General features: G+C 70.6%; 21 protein-coding genes. 10 read left to right on the top strand and 11 right to left on the bottom strand.

Annotation, left to right across the window (positions count from 1 at the left end):
• Positions 1–16 precede the first annotated feature (16 nt).
• The 4 genes from yhjD to H5965_RS02060 all read right to left on the bottom strand — a co-directional run bounded on the left by yhjD (position 17) and on the right by H5965_RS02060 (position 3,053).
• Positions 17–1,027 (bottom strand): inner membrane protein YhjD, encoded by a 1,011-nt coding sequence (gene yhjD / locus H5965_RS02045; RefSeq protein WP_310967470.1) that lies wholly within the window; start codon positions 1,025–1,027, stop codon positions 17–19.
• A 100-nt stretch (positions 1,028–1,127) separates the two neighbouring features.
• Complete coding sequence (locus H5965_RS02050) at positions 1,128–1,628, bottom strand: AAA family ATPase (RefSeq protein ID WP_310967471.1); 501 nt, start codon at positions 1,626–1,628, stop codon at positions 1,128–1,130.
• Complete coding sequence (gene trpS, locus H5965_RS02055; protein ID WP_310967472.1) at positions 1,625–2,656, bottom strand: tryptophan--tRNA ligase; 1,032 nt, start codon at positions 2,654–2,656, stop codon at positions 1,625–1,627. Before trpS ends, H5965_RS02050 begins: the two co-directional genes overlap by 4 nt.
• Positions 2,657–2,702: 46 nt before the next feature.
• Positions 2,703–3,053 (bottom strand): hypothetical protein, encoded by a 351-nt coding sequence (locus H5965_RS02060; RefSeq protein ID WP_310967474.1) that lies wholly within the window; start codon positions 3,051–3,053, stop codon positions 2,703–2,705.
• Between the two features lie 471 nt (positions 3,054–3,524).
• Here H5965_RS02060 and H5965_RS02065 point away from each other — a divergent pair, with 471 nt between their 5' ends.
• Positions 3,525–4,193 carry a chitinase gene (locus tag H5965_RS02065; protein ID WP_396136871.1) on the top strand — a complete coding sequence of 223 codons (669 nt, stop codon included), beginning with the start codon at positions 3,525–3,527 and terminating at the stop codon, positions 4,191–4,193.
• A 5-nt stretch (positions 4,194–4,198) separates the two neighbouring features.
• On the opposite strand, the gene H5965_RS02070 is transcribed toward H5965_RS02065, so the two are convergent.
• Positions 4,199–5,017, bottom strand: a complete 819-nt coding sequence (locus H5965_RS02070; protein WP_310967478.1) for an exodeoxyribonuclease III — start codon at positions 5,015–5,017, stop codon at positions 4,199–4,201.
• Positions 5,018–5,100: 83 nt separating this feature from the next.
• On the opposite strand from H5965_RS02070, the gene H5965_RS02075 reads away from it, so the two are divergent.
• From H5965_RS02075 to H5965_RS02085, 3 genes are all read left to right on the top strand, one after another.
• Positions 5,101–5,847 carry an MBL fold metallo-hydrolase gene (locus tag H5965_RS02075; protein ID WP_310967479.1) on the top strand — a complete coding sequence of 249 codons (747 nt, stop codon included), beginning with the start codon at positions 5,101–5,103 and terminating at the stop codon, positions 5,845–5,847.
• Positions 5,848–6,528: 681 nt separating this feature from the next.
• On the top strand, positions 6,529–7,116 hold the full coding sequence (locus tag H5965_RS02080) for a TetR/AcrR family transcriptional regulator (RefSeq protein WP_310967480.1): 588 nt from the start codon (positions 6,529–6,531) through the stop codon (positions 7,114–7,116).
• A gap of 79 nt (positions 7,117–7,195) precedes the next feature.
• On the top strand, positions 7,196–7,744 hold the full coding sequence (locus H5965_RS02085) for a permease (protein ID WP_310967482.1): 549 nt from the start codon (positions 7,196–7,198) through the stop codon (positions 7,742–7,744).
• A 4-nt stretch (positions 7,745–7,748) separates the two neighbouring features.
• Here the strand turns inward: H5965_RS02085 and H5965_RS02090 are convergent, their stop codons facing one another.
• Together H5965_RS02090 and H5965_RS02095 are read right to left on the bottom strand one after the other, a co-directional pair.
• Positions 7,749–8,045, bottom strand: a complete 297-nt coding sequence (locus H5965_RS02090) for an SH3 domain-containing protein (RefSeq protein ID WP_310967484.1) — start codon at positions 8,043–8,045, stop codon at positions 7,749–7,751.
• 169 nt (positions 8,046–8,214) lie between these two features.
• Positions 8,215–9,438 carry an NADP-dependent isocitrate dehydrogenase gene (locus H5965_RS02095; RefSeq protein ID WP_310967486.1) on the bottom strand — a complete coding sequence of 408 codons (1,224 nt, stop codon included), beginning with the start codon at positions 9,436–9,438 and terminating at the stop codon, positions 8,215–8,217.
• Positions 9,439–9,684: 246 nt separating this feature from the next.
• Here H5965_RS02095 and H5965_RS02100 point away from each other — a divergent pair, with 246 nt between their 5' ends.
• Genes H5965_RS02100 through H5965_RS02110 form a run of 3 tightly spaced genes read left to right on the top strand, consistent with a single transcriptional unit; the run spans position 9,685 to position 11,239 of the window.
• Positions 9,685–10,206: a hypothetical protein gene (locus tag H5965_RS02100; RefSeq protein WP_310967487.1), complete on the top strand. Its 522-nt coding sequence runs from the start codon at positions 9,685–9,687 to the stop codon at positions 10,204–10,206.
• A 25-nt stretch (positions 10,207–10,231) separates the two neighbouring features.
• Positions 10,232–10,612 carry a DUF2203 domain-containing protein gene (locus H5965_RS02105; protein ID WP_310967488.1) on the top strand — a complete coding sequence of 127 codons (381 nt, stop codon included), beginning with the start codon at positions 10,232–10,234 and terminating at the stop codon, positions 10,610–10,612.
• A 9-nt stretch (positions 10,613–10,621) separates the two neighbouring features.
• Positions 10,622–11,239, top strand: a complete 618-nt coding sequence (locus H5965_RS02110) for a class I SAM-dependent methyltransferase (RefSeq protein WP_310967490.1) — start codon at positions 10,622–10,624, stop codon at positions 11,237–11,239.
• Between the two features lies 1 nt (position 11,240).
• Here H5965_RS02110 and H5965_RS02115 read toward each other — a convergent pair whose 3' ends face one another.
• On the bottom strand, positions 11,241–11,684 hold the full coding sequence (locus H5965_RS02115) for a hypothetical protein (protein ID WP_310967491.1): 444 nt from the start codon (positions 11,682–11,684) through the stop codon (positions 11,241–11,243).
• Between the two features lie 61 nt (positions 11,685–11,745).
• Positions 11,746–12,159 carry a DUF2000 domain-containing protein gene (locus tag H5965_RS02120; protein WP_310967492.1) on the bottom strand — a complete coding sequence of 138 codons (414 nt, stop codon included), beginning with the start codon at positions 12,157–12,159 and terminating at the stop codon, positions 11,746–11,748.
• Between the two features lie 50 nt (positions 12,160–12,209).
• Here H5965_RS02120 and H5965_RS02125 point away from each other — a divergent pair, with 50 nt between their 5' ends.
• The 3 genes from H5965_RS02125 to H5965_RS02135 are packed head-to-tail and all read left to right on the top strand — an operon-like array spanning position 12,210 to position 14,114.
• Positions 12,210–12,986, top strand: coding sequence for an AraC family transcriptional regulator (locus H5965_RS02125; RefSeq protein WP_310967494.1), 777 nt, complete (start codon positions 12,210–12,212; stop codon positions 12,984–12,986).
• A 21-nt stretch (positions 12,987–13,007) separates the two neighbouring features.
• Positions 13,008–13,502: a DUF2165 domain-containing protein gene (locus H5965_RS02130; protein ID WP_310967496.1), complete on the top strand. Its 495-nt coding sequence runs from the start codon at positions 13,008–13,010 to the stop codon at positions 13,500–13,502.
• A 30-nt stretch (positions 13,503–13,532) separates the two neighbouring features.
• Positions 13,533–14,114, top strand: a complete 582-nt coding sequence (locus tag H5965_RS02135; protein WP_310967498.1) for an HhH-GPD-type base excision DNA repair protein — start codon at positions 13,533–13,535, stop codon at positions 14,112–14,114.
• On the opposite strand, the gene H5965_RS02140 is transcribed toward H5965_RS02135, so the two are convergent.
• The gene (locus H5965_RS02140) at positions 14,111–14,671 is read right to left on the bottom strand and encodes a hypothetical protein (RefSeq protein WP_310967499.1); all 561 of its coding nucleotides are present in this window, start codon (positions 14,669–14,671) and stop codon (positions 14,111–14,113) included. The two genes, H5965_RS02135 and H5965_RS02140, sit on opposite strands and share 4 nt — an antisense overlap.
• On the bottom strand, positions 14,668–15,162 hold the full coding sequence (locus H5965_RS02145) for a TrmH family RNA methyltransferase (protein ID WP_310967501.1): 495 nt from the start codon (positions 15,160–15,162) through the stop codon (positions 14,668–14,670). Before H5965_RS02145 ends, H5965_RS02140 begins: the two co-directional genes overlap by 4 nt.
• Positions 15,163–15,194: the final 32 nt, after the last annotated feature.

The raw sequence follows: 15,194 nt of genomic DNA on the forward strand, positions 1-15,194 counted from the left end.
ACTGGGCGCGTGGCTGTCAAGACTTGCGGCGCCCACCCAGCCAGGCGAGCAGCGCACCGGCGCTGAAGGCCCCGGCGACGGCGCCGAGGCCGGGCCCGCGCTGGAGGGTGACGTTCTGTTCGAGCCGAACCGGCGGCGGGGGCGAGATGACTTTGCGTTCGTTTTCCTTGGCCGTCGCGGTCCAGGCCGTGACGAGCAGGAGGAAGCGCGAGACGAGGTTGGCGAACACGAGCAGGCCGATGACCGGCCCGAACAGCGCGAACGCCGGCGACTTCGTCACGCTGGCCAGGTAGATCGTGGCGGCCTGCTGCAGCACGACGAACCCGACCGCGGCGAACACGGCGCCCTTCACGGCGCTGCGCAGCGCGACGCGTTCCCGGGGCAGGCGGGCGATCACCCAGAGGAAGACGAGGGTGTTCGCGGCCAGCCCGAGGACGATGGTGGCGCCCCGGAGCAGGACGATCGCCCAGGTGGCGTGTTCGAGCCCGACGAGTTCGAGCAGGAACTGCCCCACACCACCGCCGATCGCGGTCAGCGCGAAGGAGACGATGAGGGCGACCCCGAGCCCGATCAGCGCAACGAGGTCCTTGAGCGTCTGCTTGACGATCGGCTGCGGCTGTTTTTCCTGGCCCCACTGCGCGGTGAGGGCGTCCCGCAGGTTCGACATCCACCCGACGCCGGAGTAGAGGGCGATGAGCAGACCGAAGATCCCGATCCCGCTCCCGGACTTGAGCGCGGCGTCGACGATCCCGGTGACGAGGGTCTGCAGCCCCCCGGGCACGGACTTCTTGATGCCGTCGGAGATCTGCCGGATGATGTCCGGATCGTTGTTGACGGCCAGCCCCACAACAGCGAAGGCGACCATCAGGATCGGGATGACGGAGAGCACGCTGAAGTAGGTGATGGCGGCGGCGTAGTGGTTGCCGTACCGCTCGGTGAAGGCATCGTTGGCCCGGATGAGGTGATCGAGCCACGGGTACTTCCGCCGCAACCGCGGCAGGAGCTTTTCCTTTTCTTCAGTCGCCACCGTGAAACGCTAACCACGCAAGGTGAACCCCGCAACGCGAGCGGCCGGCGTGGGGGAGATTCGTGATCCACGCCCGCCGCGGGTCAAGGCGAGCGCCACATCACGTGACCAAGGTCAGCAGCGCGGGATAGGCGTCCACCGCGGTGAGCACCGGCGCCCCTCGACGTGCCGCGAACGCGGCGACCGCCTCGTAAGCCTCATCCAGCTCCCGCTCGGTCAGCGGCACGGCCGACTCGATCTCCGACGAACCACGCGCGGCGAAGCGGCGGCGGACCTCCTCCCGCCCCGGCAGCAACACGACCTCGTGGAAAGTCGCCCCGCACTCGGCCGCCAGCGCCTCGAGCCGTTCCGGGAACCCGGCCCGCGCCACCAGCTGCGGCACCACCACGTCGTGCCCCGCGCCGAGGTGCGTCCGCGCCGCCGCCAGGGCGATCTCCCGCGCGAGCCGGCCGGCCTCGCCCGGCGCTGATCGCCAGGCGCCGAGCATCGCCCGGATGCGGTCCACGTCCAGGGCCAGCGCCGGCGGGTGGTGGTCGGCGTAGCGCCGGGCCAGCGTCGACTTGCCGCTGGCCGGCGGGCCGTTGAGCAGGATCAGCTTCACCGCACCGGCGGCAGGAACCCGATTCGCTGGTACGTCTTGGCCAGCGTCTTCGATGCCACCTCGCGCGCTCGTTCGGCGCCCGCGGCGAGGACCTTGTCCAGCTCCGCGACATCGTCCAAATAGGACTTGGCGCGCTCCTGGATCGGGGTCACCCACTCGACGAACACCTCGCCGAGGTCCTTCTTCAGGTCGCCGTAGCCCTTGCCCTCGTACGCCGCTTCGAGGTCCGGGATCGTCCGGTCGGTCAGGGCCGAGTAGATCGTCAGGAGGTTCGAGACGCCCGCCTTGTTCTCCGCGTCGAACTTGACCTCGCGGCCCGTGTCCGTCACCGCCGAGCGGAGCTTCTTCGCCGAGCGCTTCGGGTCCTCGAGCAGCTCGATGATGCCGTTGACGTTGGACGCCGACTTGCTCATCTTGGCCGTCGGTTCCTGCAGGTCGTAGATCTTGGCCGTGTCCTTGATGATGTACGGCTCCGGCACCACGAACGTCTTGCCCAGCCGGTTGTTGAAGCGCTGCGCGAGGTCGCGCGTCAGCTCCAGGTGCTGGCGCTGGTCCTCGCCGACCGGGACGGCGTCGGCCTGGTAGAGCAGGATGTCCGCGGCCTGCAGGACCGGGTAGGTGAACAGGCCGACGCTGGAGCGGTCGGAGCCCTGCTTCGCCGACTTGTCCTTGAACTGCGTCATCCGGCCGGCCTCGCCGAAGCCGGTCTGGCACTCCAGCACCCAGCTCAGCTGCGCGTGCTCCGGGACGTGGCTCTGCACGAAGAGGGCACTGCGCTGCGGGTCGATGCCGATGGCGAGCAGCTGCGCGGCCGAGACGCGGGTGCGCTGGCGCAGCACCTTCGGGTCCTGCTCCACCGTGATCGCGTGCAGGTCGACGACACTGTAGAACGTCTCGTGCGTGTCCTGCAGCTTCACCCACTGGCGCAGCGCGCCGAGGTAGTTGCCGAGGTGGAACGAGTCGGCGGTCGGCTGGATCCCGGACAGGACCCGCGGGCGGCGCTCTGCGACGGTCTGCTCTTCGGACACGTCAGGATTCTTCCAGGCCGGGACGAGCGGCGGGCGCGGAGGGCCCTCAGGCGTTCGGGCGCTGGGTGAGGAACGGGCGGGTCGGCGTCGCGTCGGGCTCGCCGAGGACGGCTTCGGCCATCGCCGTGACCGGGTCGGGCACCTCCGGCACCGCGGGGGCGGCCTCGGCCAGCCGGGTCTTGCGGCGCTGGCGCAGCACACCGAGCGTCATGCCGACGATGCCGAGCGCGACCGCAACCAGCCCGACGGGGCCGAGCACGCCGAAGGCCTCCACGTTGGTGTCGGCCTGCGCTGTCGTCGTGTCGGCGGCGAACGCGCTGCCGCCGGCCAGGAGCAAGCCCGCCGGGACGAGCGCGACCACCACGGCCGCGCGGGAACCGCGCAGGGTGGACCGCAACAGGGTTCGACCTGGGTTGCGCACCGGAGTGCCTCCCGCGAGTAACGCTCACCCATCCGAGTGAGACGTTGCGTGCTACTGGTCAGAAAACTACCGAGCGTGTCAAGACCTGCCGGTTCTGATCAACTCGGAAGCGAGGGTAGCGCTCATTCCGTAATACGCTTCCGGCGCCCCCGGGGTTCACTTTCGCCACCCGGGTGGGTGAAGTCGCTACTACTTGAAGTAGAGCATGACCGGACAGTGTCCGATCGAGGGTCACCCGTTCTTCGCAGCATCCGCTCACGCTGCGACGTTCGCCGCAGTGCCCGCTGCTCCGATCGCGTCCACCTGTTCGGAAAACTTTTCACCGGATAGTGATTGGTCTATACCTCTTGGAGTAGTTGCCGAGTCCGTCCGGACCGCGCCCGGACGGCGTGACAAGAGGAGTTCCGCATGGCGATCACCCGCTTCCTGAAGCGCGCCGGAGTGGCGATGAGCGCGCTCGTCACGGCCGTCGCACTGGCCCCGGTCGCCTCCGCTGCGTCCTTTGTGGTCAGCGAAGCGCAGTTCGGGCAGATGTTCCCGGGCCGCAACACCTTTTACACCTACAGCGGCCTCACCGCGGCGCTGTCGGCCTACCCCGGTTTCGCGAACACCGGCGACGACACGGTGAAGAAGCAGGAAGCCGCCGCGTTCCTCGCGAACGTCAGCCACGAAACCGGCGGGCTGGTGTACGTCGTCGAGCAGAACACCGCGAACTACCCGCACTACTGCGACACCAGCCAGCCGTACGGCTGCCCGGCGGGCACCGCGGCGTACTACGGCCGCGGCCCGATCCAGCTGAGCTGGAACTTCAACTACAAGGCGGCCGGTGACGCGCTCGGCATCGACCTGCTCGGCAACCCGTACCTGGTCGAGCGGGACGCGGCGGTCGCGTGGCAGACCGGGCTCTGGTACTGGAACACCCAGAGCGGCCCCGGCACGATGACGCCGCACGACGCGATGGTCAACGGGCGCGGCTTCGGCGAGACCATCCGCAGCATCAACGGTTCGATCGAGTGCAACGGCGGCAACCCGGCCCAGGTGCAGAGCCGGATCGACCTGTACACGCGGTTCGCCGGGATCCTCGGCGTCCCGACGGGCGGCAACCTCTCCTGCTGAGCGTCCTACCGGGGGAAGTCGATGTCGTAGGTCGCGGTGACGGGCGCGTGGTCGGACCAGCGCTGGTCGTAGGCGGCCGCTCGCTCGACCACGACGTCGACGACCTTCCCGGCGAGGCCGGGCGTCGCGAGCTGGCAGTCGATGCGCCAGCCGGAGTCGTTGTCGAAGGCCTGGCCGCGGTAGGACCACCAGGTGTACGGGCCGGGGCCTTCGGGATCGAGCCGGCGCTGGACGTCGGTGAAGCCGGCCTCGGTGTAGACGCGGCCGAGCCAGGCGCGTTCTTCGGGCAGGAAGCCGGAGTTCTTGCGGTTGCCGCGCCAGTTCTTGAGGTCGACGGTGTCGTAGGCGATGTTCCAGTCCCCGACCACGACGGCTTCCCGTCCGCCGGCGGCGGCCTTCGCCCGGAGCTCGACGAGGTAGGGCAGGAACGCGGCCATGAAGCGTTCCTTCTCGTCCTGGCGTTCGGTGCCGACGTCCCCGCTGGGCAGGTAGAGGCTTGCGACGACGACGTTCGGCAGGTGCACCTCGAGGTACCGCCCGCTGTCTTCGAATTCGGGCTCCCCGAAGCCGACACGCACCTCTTCGGGCTCGACGCGGCTGTAGACGGCAACGCCGTTGCGCCCCTTGGCGGCCGAGGGGGCGTGCACGGAGAACCACCCCTCGGGTTCGACGACGGCGGCGGGCAACTGACTGGCTTCGGCCCGCACCTCCTGGCAGGCGACCACGTCGGCTTGGGTGGCGGCGAGCCACTCGATGAAGCCCTTCTTGGCGGCGGCGCGGAGGCCGTTGACGTTCACGGTGGAGACGGTCAGCACGGACTGCACGCTACCCGGCGGAATGTCCGGGCCGCGGGGCCGGTGAGGTGACCGGCGGCAGGCGCTGTGCCGGTTCTGCCAGACTGCCGCGCATGGGTGATCTGACTGTGCTCGGCAGTTGTGGCGCGTGGCCGGAGCCCGGACGCGCTTGCGCCGGTTTTCTGTTGTCGCACAACGGGTTTCGCGTCGTCCTCGACCTCGGGTACGGCACCGCGCCGCGGCTGTTCGCGCACTGCCGCGGCGGGTTGCCGGATGCGGTGATCGTGACGCACGAGCACCCCGACCACTGCGCCGACGTGAGCGCACTCGGGCGCGCGTGGCACTACACCGTCCAGGTCGACGCGCCTTCGGCACGGCTGCCGCTGCACTGCACGCCCGGGACCATCCGGAGGCTCGAGGCGATGGAGCCCAGGCCGCATCCGATGGCGCTTTTCGAGGTGCACGACCTCGGCGAGGCGGCCGACGTCGGGCCGTTCCGGCTGACGTCGTACGCGTTGCCGCACCACCAGCCGAATTTCGGGGTGCGCTTGGTTGCGGACGGGCTGACCGTCGCCTACACGGGTGACACGGGCCCGTCGCCGGCGCTGGCCGAGCTCGGGCGCGATACGGACCTGTTCATCTGCGACGCCACCCTCCGCACCCCACCGCCAGAGGGCGAGCCCCGCTACCTGATGACGGCCTCGGAGGCGGGCCACTGGGCGGAGAAGGCCGGAGCGCGAAGGCTCATGCTCACCCACTTCTGGCCCGGCACCGACCGCGCCGCGGCAGCCGAGGAGGCGCGGGGCGAGTTCCGTGGCGAGGTGGTGGTCGCGGAGGAGGACCTTGTCATCGCGCTCTGACGCCTGATGGAGTGCAGGCCCGGCTGATTGATCGTCGCCTCGCCGACCGACCGGGCTCGCCCGACCGGCTGACCGCCGCCTCGCCGACCGACCAGCCGCCGCCTCACCCAGCCGCCGCGCCCGCCCAGCCAGCCGCCGCCGCGCCCGGCCGACCGCCACGCCCGGTCGGCCAACCGCCGCCTCACCCGTCAGGCCGACCGCCGCCGGCCAGCCGCTGCCGCGACCGGCTGACCGCCGCCTCGCGATCGGCTGACCGCCTCGCCCGACCGACCGGCCGTAGCGCCCGGTTAAGCGCCTCACCCAGCCACCGCCGCGCTCGCCCGCCCAGCCGGCACCCCGGCACCCCGACACCCCGGCACCCCGGCACCCCGGCACCCCGGCACCGACGATCGTCCCTCGTGCCCCGACCCCCGTCTGAGCACGTCCCCAAGGCTCGATCCCCTGCGCCACTCGGCCCGCGAGACTCCCCCTGGAGACCCCGCGGACACCCCGGCCCATGCCGCGATTCAGTTGTCGCCCGCCCCCGGACGTCCCCTCCTTCCCAACGGCCCCCAACGGCCCCCAACGGCCGCCACCTGCGGTTTTCGACGTGATCAGTTCTAGCACCCACCACCGACAAAAACCGGGCCTTGACCGCCCAAGCTACGGTCATTAGCTTTAAAGCTATGCCAAGTAGCCATCATGTCGCCTAGAGCCGGCCTGACCACCGATGCCGTGGTCGAGCTGGCGATCGCCCTCGTCGATGAAGGCGGGCCCGGCGAGCTCACCCTGGCCAAGGTCGCCGACCGTGCCGGGGTTGCCGCGCCCTCGCTCTACAAGCACGTCAAGAACCTCGCCGACCTTCGGCGGCTCATCGACCTCCGGGTCGTCAAAGAAATGGCCGAAACCCTCAAGAACGCCGCCACCGGGCGGGAGGGCGGGGACGCCGTTGCCGCCCTGGCCGACGCCTACCGGCACTACCTGCAAGCCCACCCGCACCGCACCCACGCCCTGACCGCCGCCCCCGATCAGGGGGACGTGGAGCTCAGCGCCGCCACCCATGCCGTTGCCGAAGTCGTCTTCGCCGTCCTGCGGCCCTTCGGCTTCGATCACGCCCGATCCGTCCACGCCACGCGATGCATCCGCGCCGCCGTTCACGGCTTCGCGAGCCTCGAAGCCTCCGGTGGCTTCGGGCGTCCCGAAGACGTCGGCGAGAGCTTCGAAGTGCTCAAGAAGATGCTCGTCCAGGGCCTCACCGACTACGCGACGAACCACCCGGAGAAACGATGACCTTCATCCTCGCCGTCCTCCTCTTCACCGTCGGGCTCGGCGTGCTCGACACGCGCTTCCCCTGGACGGAGGCCCGCCGATGATCGCCGGGCACTTCGGGCTGGCCGCCGCCGTCAAGGCGGGCCGTCCGGCCATTCCCGTGTGGACGCTCATGCTCGCCACCGCCTGGCTCGACGTCGTCTTCGTGCCGCTCTACCTGAGCGGCGTCGAGACGATCGACGGCGAAGGCTACGGCGGCGGCGTCATCCACGCCGACTACACGCACTCGCTCGTCGGCGCGCTCCTGCTCGCCGCGCTCTTCGGCGCCGTCGCCGCCAAGTGGCTCGGCCGCGAAGCCGGGCTCGTGCTCGGCGGGGTCGTCTTCTCGCACTGGCTGCTCGACCTCGTCGTGCACCGCGCCGACCTGCCGATCCTGCCCGGCAACGCCGGTGATCTGCCCGTTTTCGGCTTCGGGCTCTGGCGGCTGCCCGCCGTCTCGGCCGTCGTCGAACTGCTGATGCTGGCGGTCGGGATCGGCCTCTACTGGCGCGCCGCCGCGAAACGGGACCCGAAACGCGCGCGGACGCTCGGCCTGTCAGCCGCGGCCTTTGGCGTCGTCACGCTCGCGGCCGACCTGATCGGCCTGTGAAACCTCAGCAGGCGGAGCCGGCGACGGGCTGGGTGAACTCGGCGGCCACCCACTTGTTGTCGGCCACCTTCCGGAAGCCGGCCTGCACACCCGGCAGGACGTCGAACTGGGCGTCACGCAGGTACTTGCCGACGACCTTGGCGTTGCCGTCGGCCGCTTCGCGGGCGTTGAGGACGTCCGCGGTCACCGTCACCTTGCAGCCGGTGGCCGACGCTCCCGACGCCTGCTTGCCCGACGAGTTCACGTACACGATGACGATCAGGACGAGCGCGCCCAAGATGAGCAGAGTCTTCTTCGACATGCCTTCCTCCAACCCGCGAGCCCGTCCCCACGCCAAGGGTAGGCAATCCTTTACCCCGACGGCAGCGCCGGACGACGCAACCACCCGGAGGCGCCAGCGACGTCACCCCGTGTGATCAAAGAGAAAGCCCCTCCCCGGCGAACCGGGGAGGGGCCCTCAGAGCACGAACTCAGCCCTGGGCGATCTTCTTCGCCAGGTTGTCGTCCAGCGTCGCGAGGAACTCCTCGGTCGTCTGCCACGGCTGGTCCTTGCTGATGAGCAGCGCGAGGTCCTTCGTCATCTGGCCGCTCTCGACGGTCTCGACGACGACCTGCTCCAGCTTGTTCGCGAAGCCGATCAGCTCCTGGTTGCCGTCCAGCTTGCCGCGGTGCTCGAGGCCGCGGGTCCAGGCGTAGATCGACGCGATCGGGTTGGTCGACGTCGGCTTGCCCTGCTGGTGCTGGCGGTAGTGCCGGGTGACCGTGCCGTGCGCGGCCTCGGCCTCGACGGTCCGGCCGTCCGGCGTGCGCAGCACCGACGTCATCAGGCCGAGCGAGCCGAAGCCCTGCGCGACCGTGTCGGACTGGACGTCACCGTCGTAGTTCTTGCACGCCCAGACGTAGCCGCCCTCCCACTTCATCGCCGCGGCGACCATGTCGTCGATCAGGCGGTGCTCGTAGGAGATGCCCTTGCTGTCGAAGTCGGCCTTGAACTCGGCGTCGAAGATCTCCTGGAACACGTCCTTGAACATGCCGTCGTAGGCCTTGAGGATCGTGTTCTTGGTCGACATGTAGACCGGCAGGCCGCGGTCGAGGCCGTACTGCAGCGACGCGCGCGCGAAGTCCTCGATCGACTTGCGGTAGTTGTACATCCCCATGGCGACGCCGCCGCCCTCGGGGAACTTCGCGACCTGGAACTCCATCGGCTCCGACCCGTCCTCCGGGGTGAAGCTGATGGTCAGCGTGCCGGGGCCGGGGACCTTGAAGTTGGTCGCCTTGTACTGGTCGCCGTGGGCGTGGCGGCCGATGATGATCGGCTTCGTCCAGGTCGGCACCAGCCGCGGGATGTTCTGGATGACGATCGGCTCGCGGAAGATCACGCCGCCGAGGATGTTGCGGATCGTCCCGTTCGGGGACAGCCACATCTTCTTGAGGCCGAACTCCTCGACGCGCGCCTCGTCCGGGGTGATGGTCGCGCACTTGACGCCGACGCCGTGCTTCTTGATGGCGTTCGCGGAGTCGATGGTGACCTGGTCGTCGGTGCGGTCCCGCTCCTCGATGCCCAGGTCGTAGTAGTCCAGGTTCACGTCCAGGTACGGGTGGATCAGCTTGTCCTTGATGAACTGCCAGATGATGCGGGTCATCTCATCGCCGTCGAGTTCGACGACGGTGCCCTGGACCTTGATCTTGGCCATGAGCAGCGGTGCTCCTTCCGCGGATCTTCGCGTTCTTCGATACGTCTCGCCGGTAGCGGTACAAGCGTACTGCTTGACGCACCTGGATGGTTCAAGTAGTGGTCGGCATCAAGTCTCCACCCGCGCTTTGTGGCGCGGGTCACCGGGCACGGCCCGATCCGACCGCTTGCCGAGCGACCATCGCTTTTCGGGCGTGAACCAGGGCACGATGCCACCCGTGAATTCTTGATGCGGGAGGTGACGGCCATGTCGACCCATCGGTACGCCGGCTACGAAGACGACTACGAGAACGACTACCAGGATTCCGGTGAGCCCGGTGACGTGCTCGACGAGCGGCCGCGCCGCGGTGCCGCGCACGTCGTCAGCGCGCTCGGCGGCCTCGTGCTGACGCCGGTCGCGCTCGGCCTGCTGAGCTGGGGCGGCCTGCGCCAGCAGCAGCTGATCCAGGCCACGCTGAGCACCAACCGCGACGCCCTCGGCATCGCGCTGCTGGCCGGCGGGGCGATCCTGCTGCTGGTCGTCGCCGCGCTCGGCGCCCTGTCGGCGGTCGGCCCGATCCTCGGCGGCCTGATCTACGGCGTGCTGCCCGGCGTCGCCGCGATGGCCATGCCCGAATGGGGGTTCCGGCTGGTCAACCTGATGCCGAAGAGCGACATCGCCTACGGCGTCATGGACTTCCTCTTCATCGGCGGCCTGCTCGGCGTCGGCTTCCTGCTGGTCGGCAGCGGACTGGCCAACGCCCTGGTCCGGCGGCGGCGCGAAGGCTGACCCACGCCGGTGGCATCATCGGCGGATGGGACTGTTCACCGTCGCCGAGGCCCGCGCCGAACTGGCGCGCCTGCTCCCGGTCCTCGACGAACTCGTGCGCGTCCGCGCCGACGCCGCCGAGCTCGCGGCGTCGCTGCGACCGGGCGGCCGGGCCACCGAGCTGGGCGGCCTGCCCGAGTGGAAGGCCGCGCAGGCCCGCCTCGACGACCTGATGACGACGGTCCAGCGCACCGGCGCCGAGCTCAAGGGGTTCGCGCCGCTGCTGGTCGACTTCCCGGCGGAGCTGGACGGCACCGACGTGCTCCTGTGCTGGCTGGAAGGGGACGGCGAGCTGGCCTGGTACCACCGCGCGGACCTCGGGTTCGCCGGCCGTCGCCGCCTGAAAACCGCTGGTGGGCCTGGCTAGGTTGGGTTCGTGAGCGACGAATCCCGGGCCGCGTTTTTCGACGGTACAGCCGAGCACTACGACGACGACACGTTCCACGCCTCGGTGGCCGCCGCGCTGGTCGAGCCGCTGCCGTCCGGCCCGGAACTCGTGCTGGACGTCGCCACGGGGACCGGCTTCGCGGCGTACGCGGCGTTGCAGCTGAAGCCCACGCGCGTGCTGGCTGTCGACCTGTCGCCGGCCATGGTCGCGCGGGCCGAGGCGAAGGCGCCCGCGCAGGACCCGGACGGGCGGATCGAGTGGCGCGTCGGACCGGCGGTGCCGATGCCGGCGCCCGGCCACTCGGCCGACGTGGTGCTGTGCGCGTCCTCGCTGCACTTCCTGGGCGCGGTGGCGTTCGCGGACTGGCTGCGCGTGCTGAAGCCGGGCGGGCGGCTGGCGTTCTCGGTGGTGTCCGGGGCGCGGTTCAAGCCGTCGGGGCCGTTCGCCGCGTTCGTGCCGGACGACCTGTCGTTCCCGCTCGACGAGGCCGGCGCCGCGGCGCTGGCCTCGTCGGCGGGCTTCGTGGACGCTTCAGCGCGGACGTTCACCGCCGACGACGGCGAGCGCATCCGCAGCGTCTTCGTGGTGCACGCGACGGCCCCCTGACTCAGGCGTGGAAGTGGACCTCACCGCGGGTGGCCGGGGCGTCCGGGCTGCCGCAGTGCTGGACGAACGTCAGGTCGACGTCGGTCGCCCAGCCGTTCGCGTCCAGGTCGAGCCGGTCGATCGTGAAGTCGGCGTACGCCTCGCTGCAGACGTTGCCGTGGGTGTAGACGAAGATGCCCGGTGTGGTCAGCTCCTGGTCGCTCTGCCAGCGGAACCGCGCGCCGGTGTACGTGCCGGTGTGCAGGGTCTCCCCCGTCGGCGCACTCAGCTCGACACGCAGGTCCTTCAGCCCCGACTGGACATCGACCTTCAGGACGCCGTTGTACTCCCACACGGCGATCTCGTCGCCCGGAGCCACGTAGTGGGCGCTGCCCTCCAGCGGCCAGGCGCCCTGCTCCGAGGTGTAGTCGACCGTCTGCAGGGGGTCCGCCGAGGCGACTGGCACGAGGGCCGAGCCCAGTCCGGCCGCCTGGCAGCTCACCCTCCCGGGGGACAGGGGGTTTTACTCAACGGTGCAGCGACGCGCCCTTGAGGATCTTGTCGACGGCGTTCTTCGGCCCGTGCACCGCCAGCCCGGCCAGCGCCAGCTTCTCCCCCGGCACCTCGCGGACCGCCGCGCGGTTGTCGGCGTCGTTGCCCGTGTGGAACAGCTCGTCGGTGAAGATCGAGAACCGGAGGCCGCGGCCCAGCGCGCGGGCGTGGGCCGCCGTGAGGACGGCCGCCGTCCCGGAGAAGACCAGCACCGGCTGGCCGAACATCGGCAGGTACTCGGTGCCGTCGGCGTCGGCGTACGGCTCGCCCATCAGCTCGGGCGTCACGTGGGCGATGCCGCTCACCAGGAACGCCGTGACGTTCAGCCGCTGCCAGGACGCCAGGTCGTCGCGGAGCAGGACGGCGATCTTCGTGTCGAAGGAACTCATGCCGGTCACGATCACCCGGGCGCGACGGCCGCGTCTTGTACGTTCTTGACATGGCGGACGTCGCGGCTTGGCGGCCGGCGGTCCCGGGGATCGCCGAGGTCTTCCACGCGCGCTTCACCACGCACGCCTACCCCCTGCACACGCACGACACGTGGACGCTGCTGATCGTCGACGACGGCGTCATCCGCTACGACCTCGACCGCCACCACCACGGCGCGCTCGGCCCGGCGGTGACGCTGCTGCCGCCGAACGTCGCCCACGACGGCCGCGCCGCGACCAGCCACGGCTTCCGCAAGCGCGTGCTCTACCTGGACACGCCGGTGCTCGGCGAAGACCTGATCGGCGCGGCGGTCGACCGGCCGAGCCTCGCCGACGGCCTCCTGCGCACCCGCATCCACCAGCTCCACGAGTCCCTCGCCGAGCCAGGCGACGCGCTGGAGGCCGAGAGCCGGCTGGTGCTGGTCGCCGACCGCCTGCGCACCCACCTGGGCAAGCCGGCGTCGCACGAGCCGAAGCGCGGCCTGGCCGACGACCTCCGGGATCTCCTGGACGCGCGCCTGCCGGAAGCGCTGACGCTGGCCGAAGCGGGCGAGACGCTCGGAGCGCACCCGGCGTACCTCGTCCGCTGCTTCGGGGCGCGGTTCGGCCTGCCGCCGCACCGGTACCTGACCGGCCGCCGGGTGGACCGGGCCCGCCGCCTGCTGCTCGACGGCACCCCGGCCGCGGAAGTCGCGACGGCGGCCGGGTTCACCGACCAGGCCCACCTGACCCGGCACTTCAAGCGGTACCTGGGCACGACGCCGTCGCACTACGCGAAAACCCGGTGACGACGTCGTTACGATCCGGACATGGGGTTCCTCGCCAGGTTCGGCGGCCTGCGGTTCGCGGTCGTCGTCCTCACCGGCATGACCGCGCTCCAGATGGCGCTCATCGCGTTCGGCAACATCACCGACTTCGGCACGAACCAGGCCTTCGTCCAGCACGTCCTCGCCATGGACACGACGTTCCGCTCACCGGACACGATGTGGCGCGCGATCACCGGCACCGGCCTGCAAAACGCGGCGTACGTGGTGATCATCGCGTGGGAGACGCTGACGGCCCTGGTCCTGATCGCGGCGTTCGTGGCGTGGCTGCGCGGGAGTGCCTCGGCCCGGCGCCTGTCCACACTCGGCTGGGTGATGTGGGTGCTGCTGTTCGGCGTCGGCTTCCTCGCCATCGGCGGCGAGTGGTTCCAGATGTGGCAGTCGGACAAGTGGAACGGGCTGCAGCCGGCGCTGCAGAACTTCCTCATCGCGACGGTCGCGCTGGTCGTTGCGCACCTACCGGAGCGGGAGAGCACGTAGGAAGACGGGTCGTTGTGTCAAGATGACGGCATGCTGCGCGAACTGCACCTGACCGGCGACCCGGCGGCCGACGAGCTGCTGAACGACGACCCGTTCGCCCTGCTCGTCGGCATGCTGCTGGACCAGCAGTTCCCCATGGAGCACGCCTTCATGGGCCCGCGGAAGATCGCCATCCGGATGGACGGGTTCTCCCTGGCGAAGATCGCCGCGACCGACCTCGAGGAGTTCGTCGAGCTCTGTGTGGTGCCGCCGGCCATCCACCGGTACGGCGGTTCGATGGCCCGCCGCGTCCACGCGCTCGCCCAGCACATCATCGAGAAGTACGACGGCCGCACCGAGGGGCTCTGGCTCGACGGCCGCCCGAAGCCGGACGGCCCCGAGGTCCTCAAGCGGCTCAAGGCCCTGCCCGGGTTCGGGGAGCAGAAGGCCAAGATCTTCCTGGCCCTGCTGGGAAAGCAGCGCGGCATCCAGCCGAAGGGCTGGCGCGAGGCGGCCGGCGCGTACGGCGACCGGGGTTCGCGCCGGTCGATCGCCGACGTCACGAGCGCCGAAACCCTCGCCGAGGTGCGCGCGTTCAAGAAGGCCGCCAAGGCCGCCGCGCAGGCCGGCTAACGCACCCAGACGCGCAGGGGTCCGAGCGCCGAAGCGCCGTGGTCCAGCGCGATCCGCAGCGCGTCGCCGTGTTCGTAGCCGACCACCGGGAGGCCCGGGAACGCGGCCGCCACCGCTGCCACCGCGCCGGGCCACGCCGAGGCCGGGCCCGCGAAGTTGGACAGCCCCACCACCTCCTCGCCGCGGTGGGCGACGACCAGCGCCGGGCCGCGGGACAGCACCGCCACCGAGGCGTCGACCGGGAAGCCGTGCTCGGTCACCCGCCGCCAGCCCGGCTCGGGGACGCCCGGCCCGCACGCGATCCACGTGGCTTCGAACAGCACCGAGAACCCCGGCAACGCCAAGGTCGCGAAGCTGTCCTTGACCGAACACCCCGCCGAGGCGTCGACGAACGGGAGGATGTCGGCGGCGGTGGCGTCCGGGGTCAGCGTCACCGCGTCCGGGTAGTACTCCGGTGTGCGGGACGGCGAAGTCCACGCCCGCGGGCCGAACTCCCCGCCGCACACCAGATCGCACCAGGCAGCGTTCTCCGCGACCGTCCACTTCAGACTCGTCACAGCAGGCCCGCCAGCTTGTAGAGCACGAGACTCCCGGCCACCGCGACGTTCAGGCTGGCACCGGTGCCGACCATCGGGATCTCCACGACGCTGTGACAACCGGGGCTCCGCCCCGGGCCGGGGGCTTCGCCACCCGGACCCCCGAAAGCGCTGTCGAGCAGGTCGAGCGCCTCCGGCGGGATCCCGGTCTGCTCGTGGCCGAGCACGGCGATCGTGCGGCCGCGGGCGGCGGGCAGGTCGGCCAGCCGGACGGCTTCCTCGGCCAGCTCGACGCCGACCACCTTCGTGCCCGCCGCGCGTTCGCGGGCCAGCCAGGCCGGTGGGTCGTGCACCCAGTGCACGCAGGCCGGACGCCGCAACGTGTTCCCCCTCCGCAACGCTTCGGGCACCCACGGGAACCGCGGCACGGCGAGGCACGCGCCGACGGCGTCGCAGGTGCGCAGGAGCGTGCCGAGGTTCGCGCCGTGCAACGGCCACAGCGGGGCGGCCACCAGGTGCCCCCAACAGGAATGTGCCTTGCTCC

This window comes from Amycolatopsis sp. 505, from assembly GCF_031625235.1.
Taxonomy (GTDB): Bacteria; Actinomycetota; Actinomycetes; order Mycobacteriales; family Pseudonocardiaceae; genus Amycolatopsis.

Excerpts from the sequence above, each read along its gene's own strand:
- H5965_RS02065 (WP_396136871.1), top strand. The coding sequence starts at position 3,525 with ATGAGCGCGCTCGTCACGGCCGTCGCACTGGCCCCGGTCGCCTCCGCT.
- H5965_RS02075 (WP_310967479.1), top strand. The coding sequence starts at position 5,101 with ATGGGTGATCTGACTGTGCTCGGCAGTTGTGGCGCGTGGCCGGAGCCC.
- H5965_RS02080 (WP_310967480.1), top strand. The coding sequence starts at position 6,529 with ATGTCGCCTAGAGCCGGCCTGACCACCGATGCCGTGGTCGAGCTGGCG.
- H5965_RS02085 (WP_310967482.1), top strand. The coding sequence starts at position 7,196 with ATGATCGCCGGGCACTTCGGGCTGGCCGCCGCCGTCAAGGCGGGCCGT.
- H5965_RS02090 (WP_310967484.1), bottom strand. The coding sequence starts at position 8,045 with ATGTCGAAGAAGACTCTGCTCATCTTGGGCGCGCTCGTCCTGATCGTC.
- H5965_RS02095 (WP_310967486.1), bottom strand. The coding sequence starts at position 9,438 with ATGGCCAAGATCAAGGTCCAGGGCACCGTCGTCGAACTCGACGGCGAT.
- H5965_RS02100 (WP_310967487.1), top strand. The coding sequence starts at position 9,685 with ATGTCGACCCATCGGTACGCCGGCTACGAAGACGACTACGAGAACGAC.
- H5965_RS02105 (WP_310967488.1), top strand. The coding sequence starts at position 10,232 with ATGGGACTGTTCACCGTCGCCGAGGCCCGCGCCGAACTGGCGCGCCTG.
- H5965_RS02120 (WP_310967492.1), bottom strand. The coding sequence starts at position 12,159 with ATGAGTTCCTTCGACACGAAGATCGCCGTCCTGCTCCGCGACGACCTG.
- H5965_RS02125 (WP_310967494.1), top strand. The coding sequence starts at position 12,210 with ATGGCGGACGTCGCGGCTTGGCGGCCGGCGGTCCCGGGGATCGCCGAG.
- H5965_RS02130 (WP_310967496.1), top strand. The coding sequence starts at position 13,008 with ATGGGGTTCCTCGCCAGGTTCGGCGGCCTGCGGTTCGCGGTCGTCGTC.
- H5965_RS02135 (WP_310967498.1), top strand. The coding sequence starts at position 13,533 with ATGCTGCGCGAACTGCACCTGACCGGCGACCCGGCGGCCGACGAGCTG.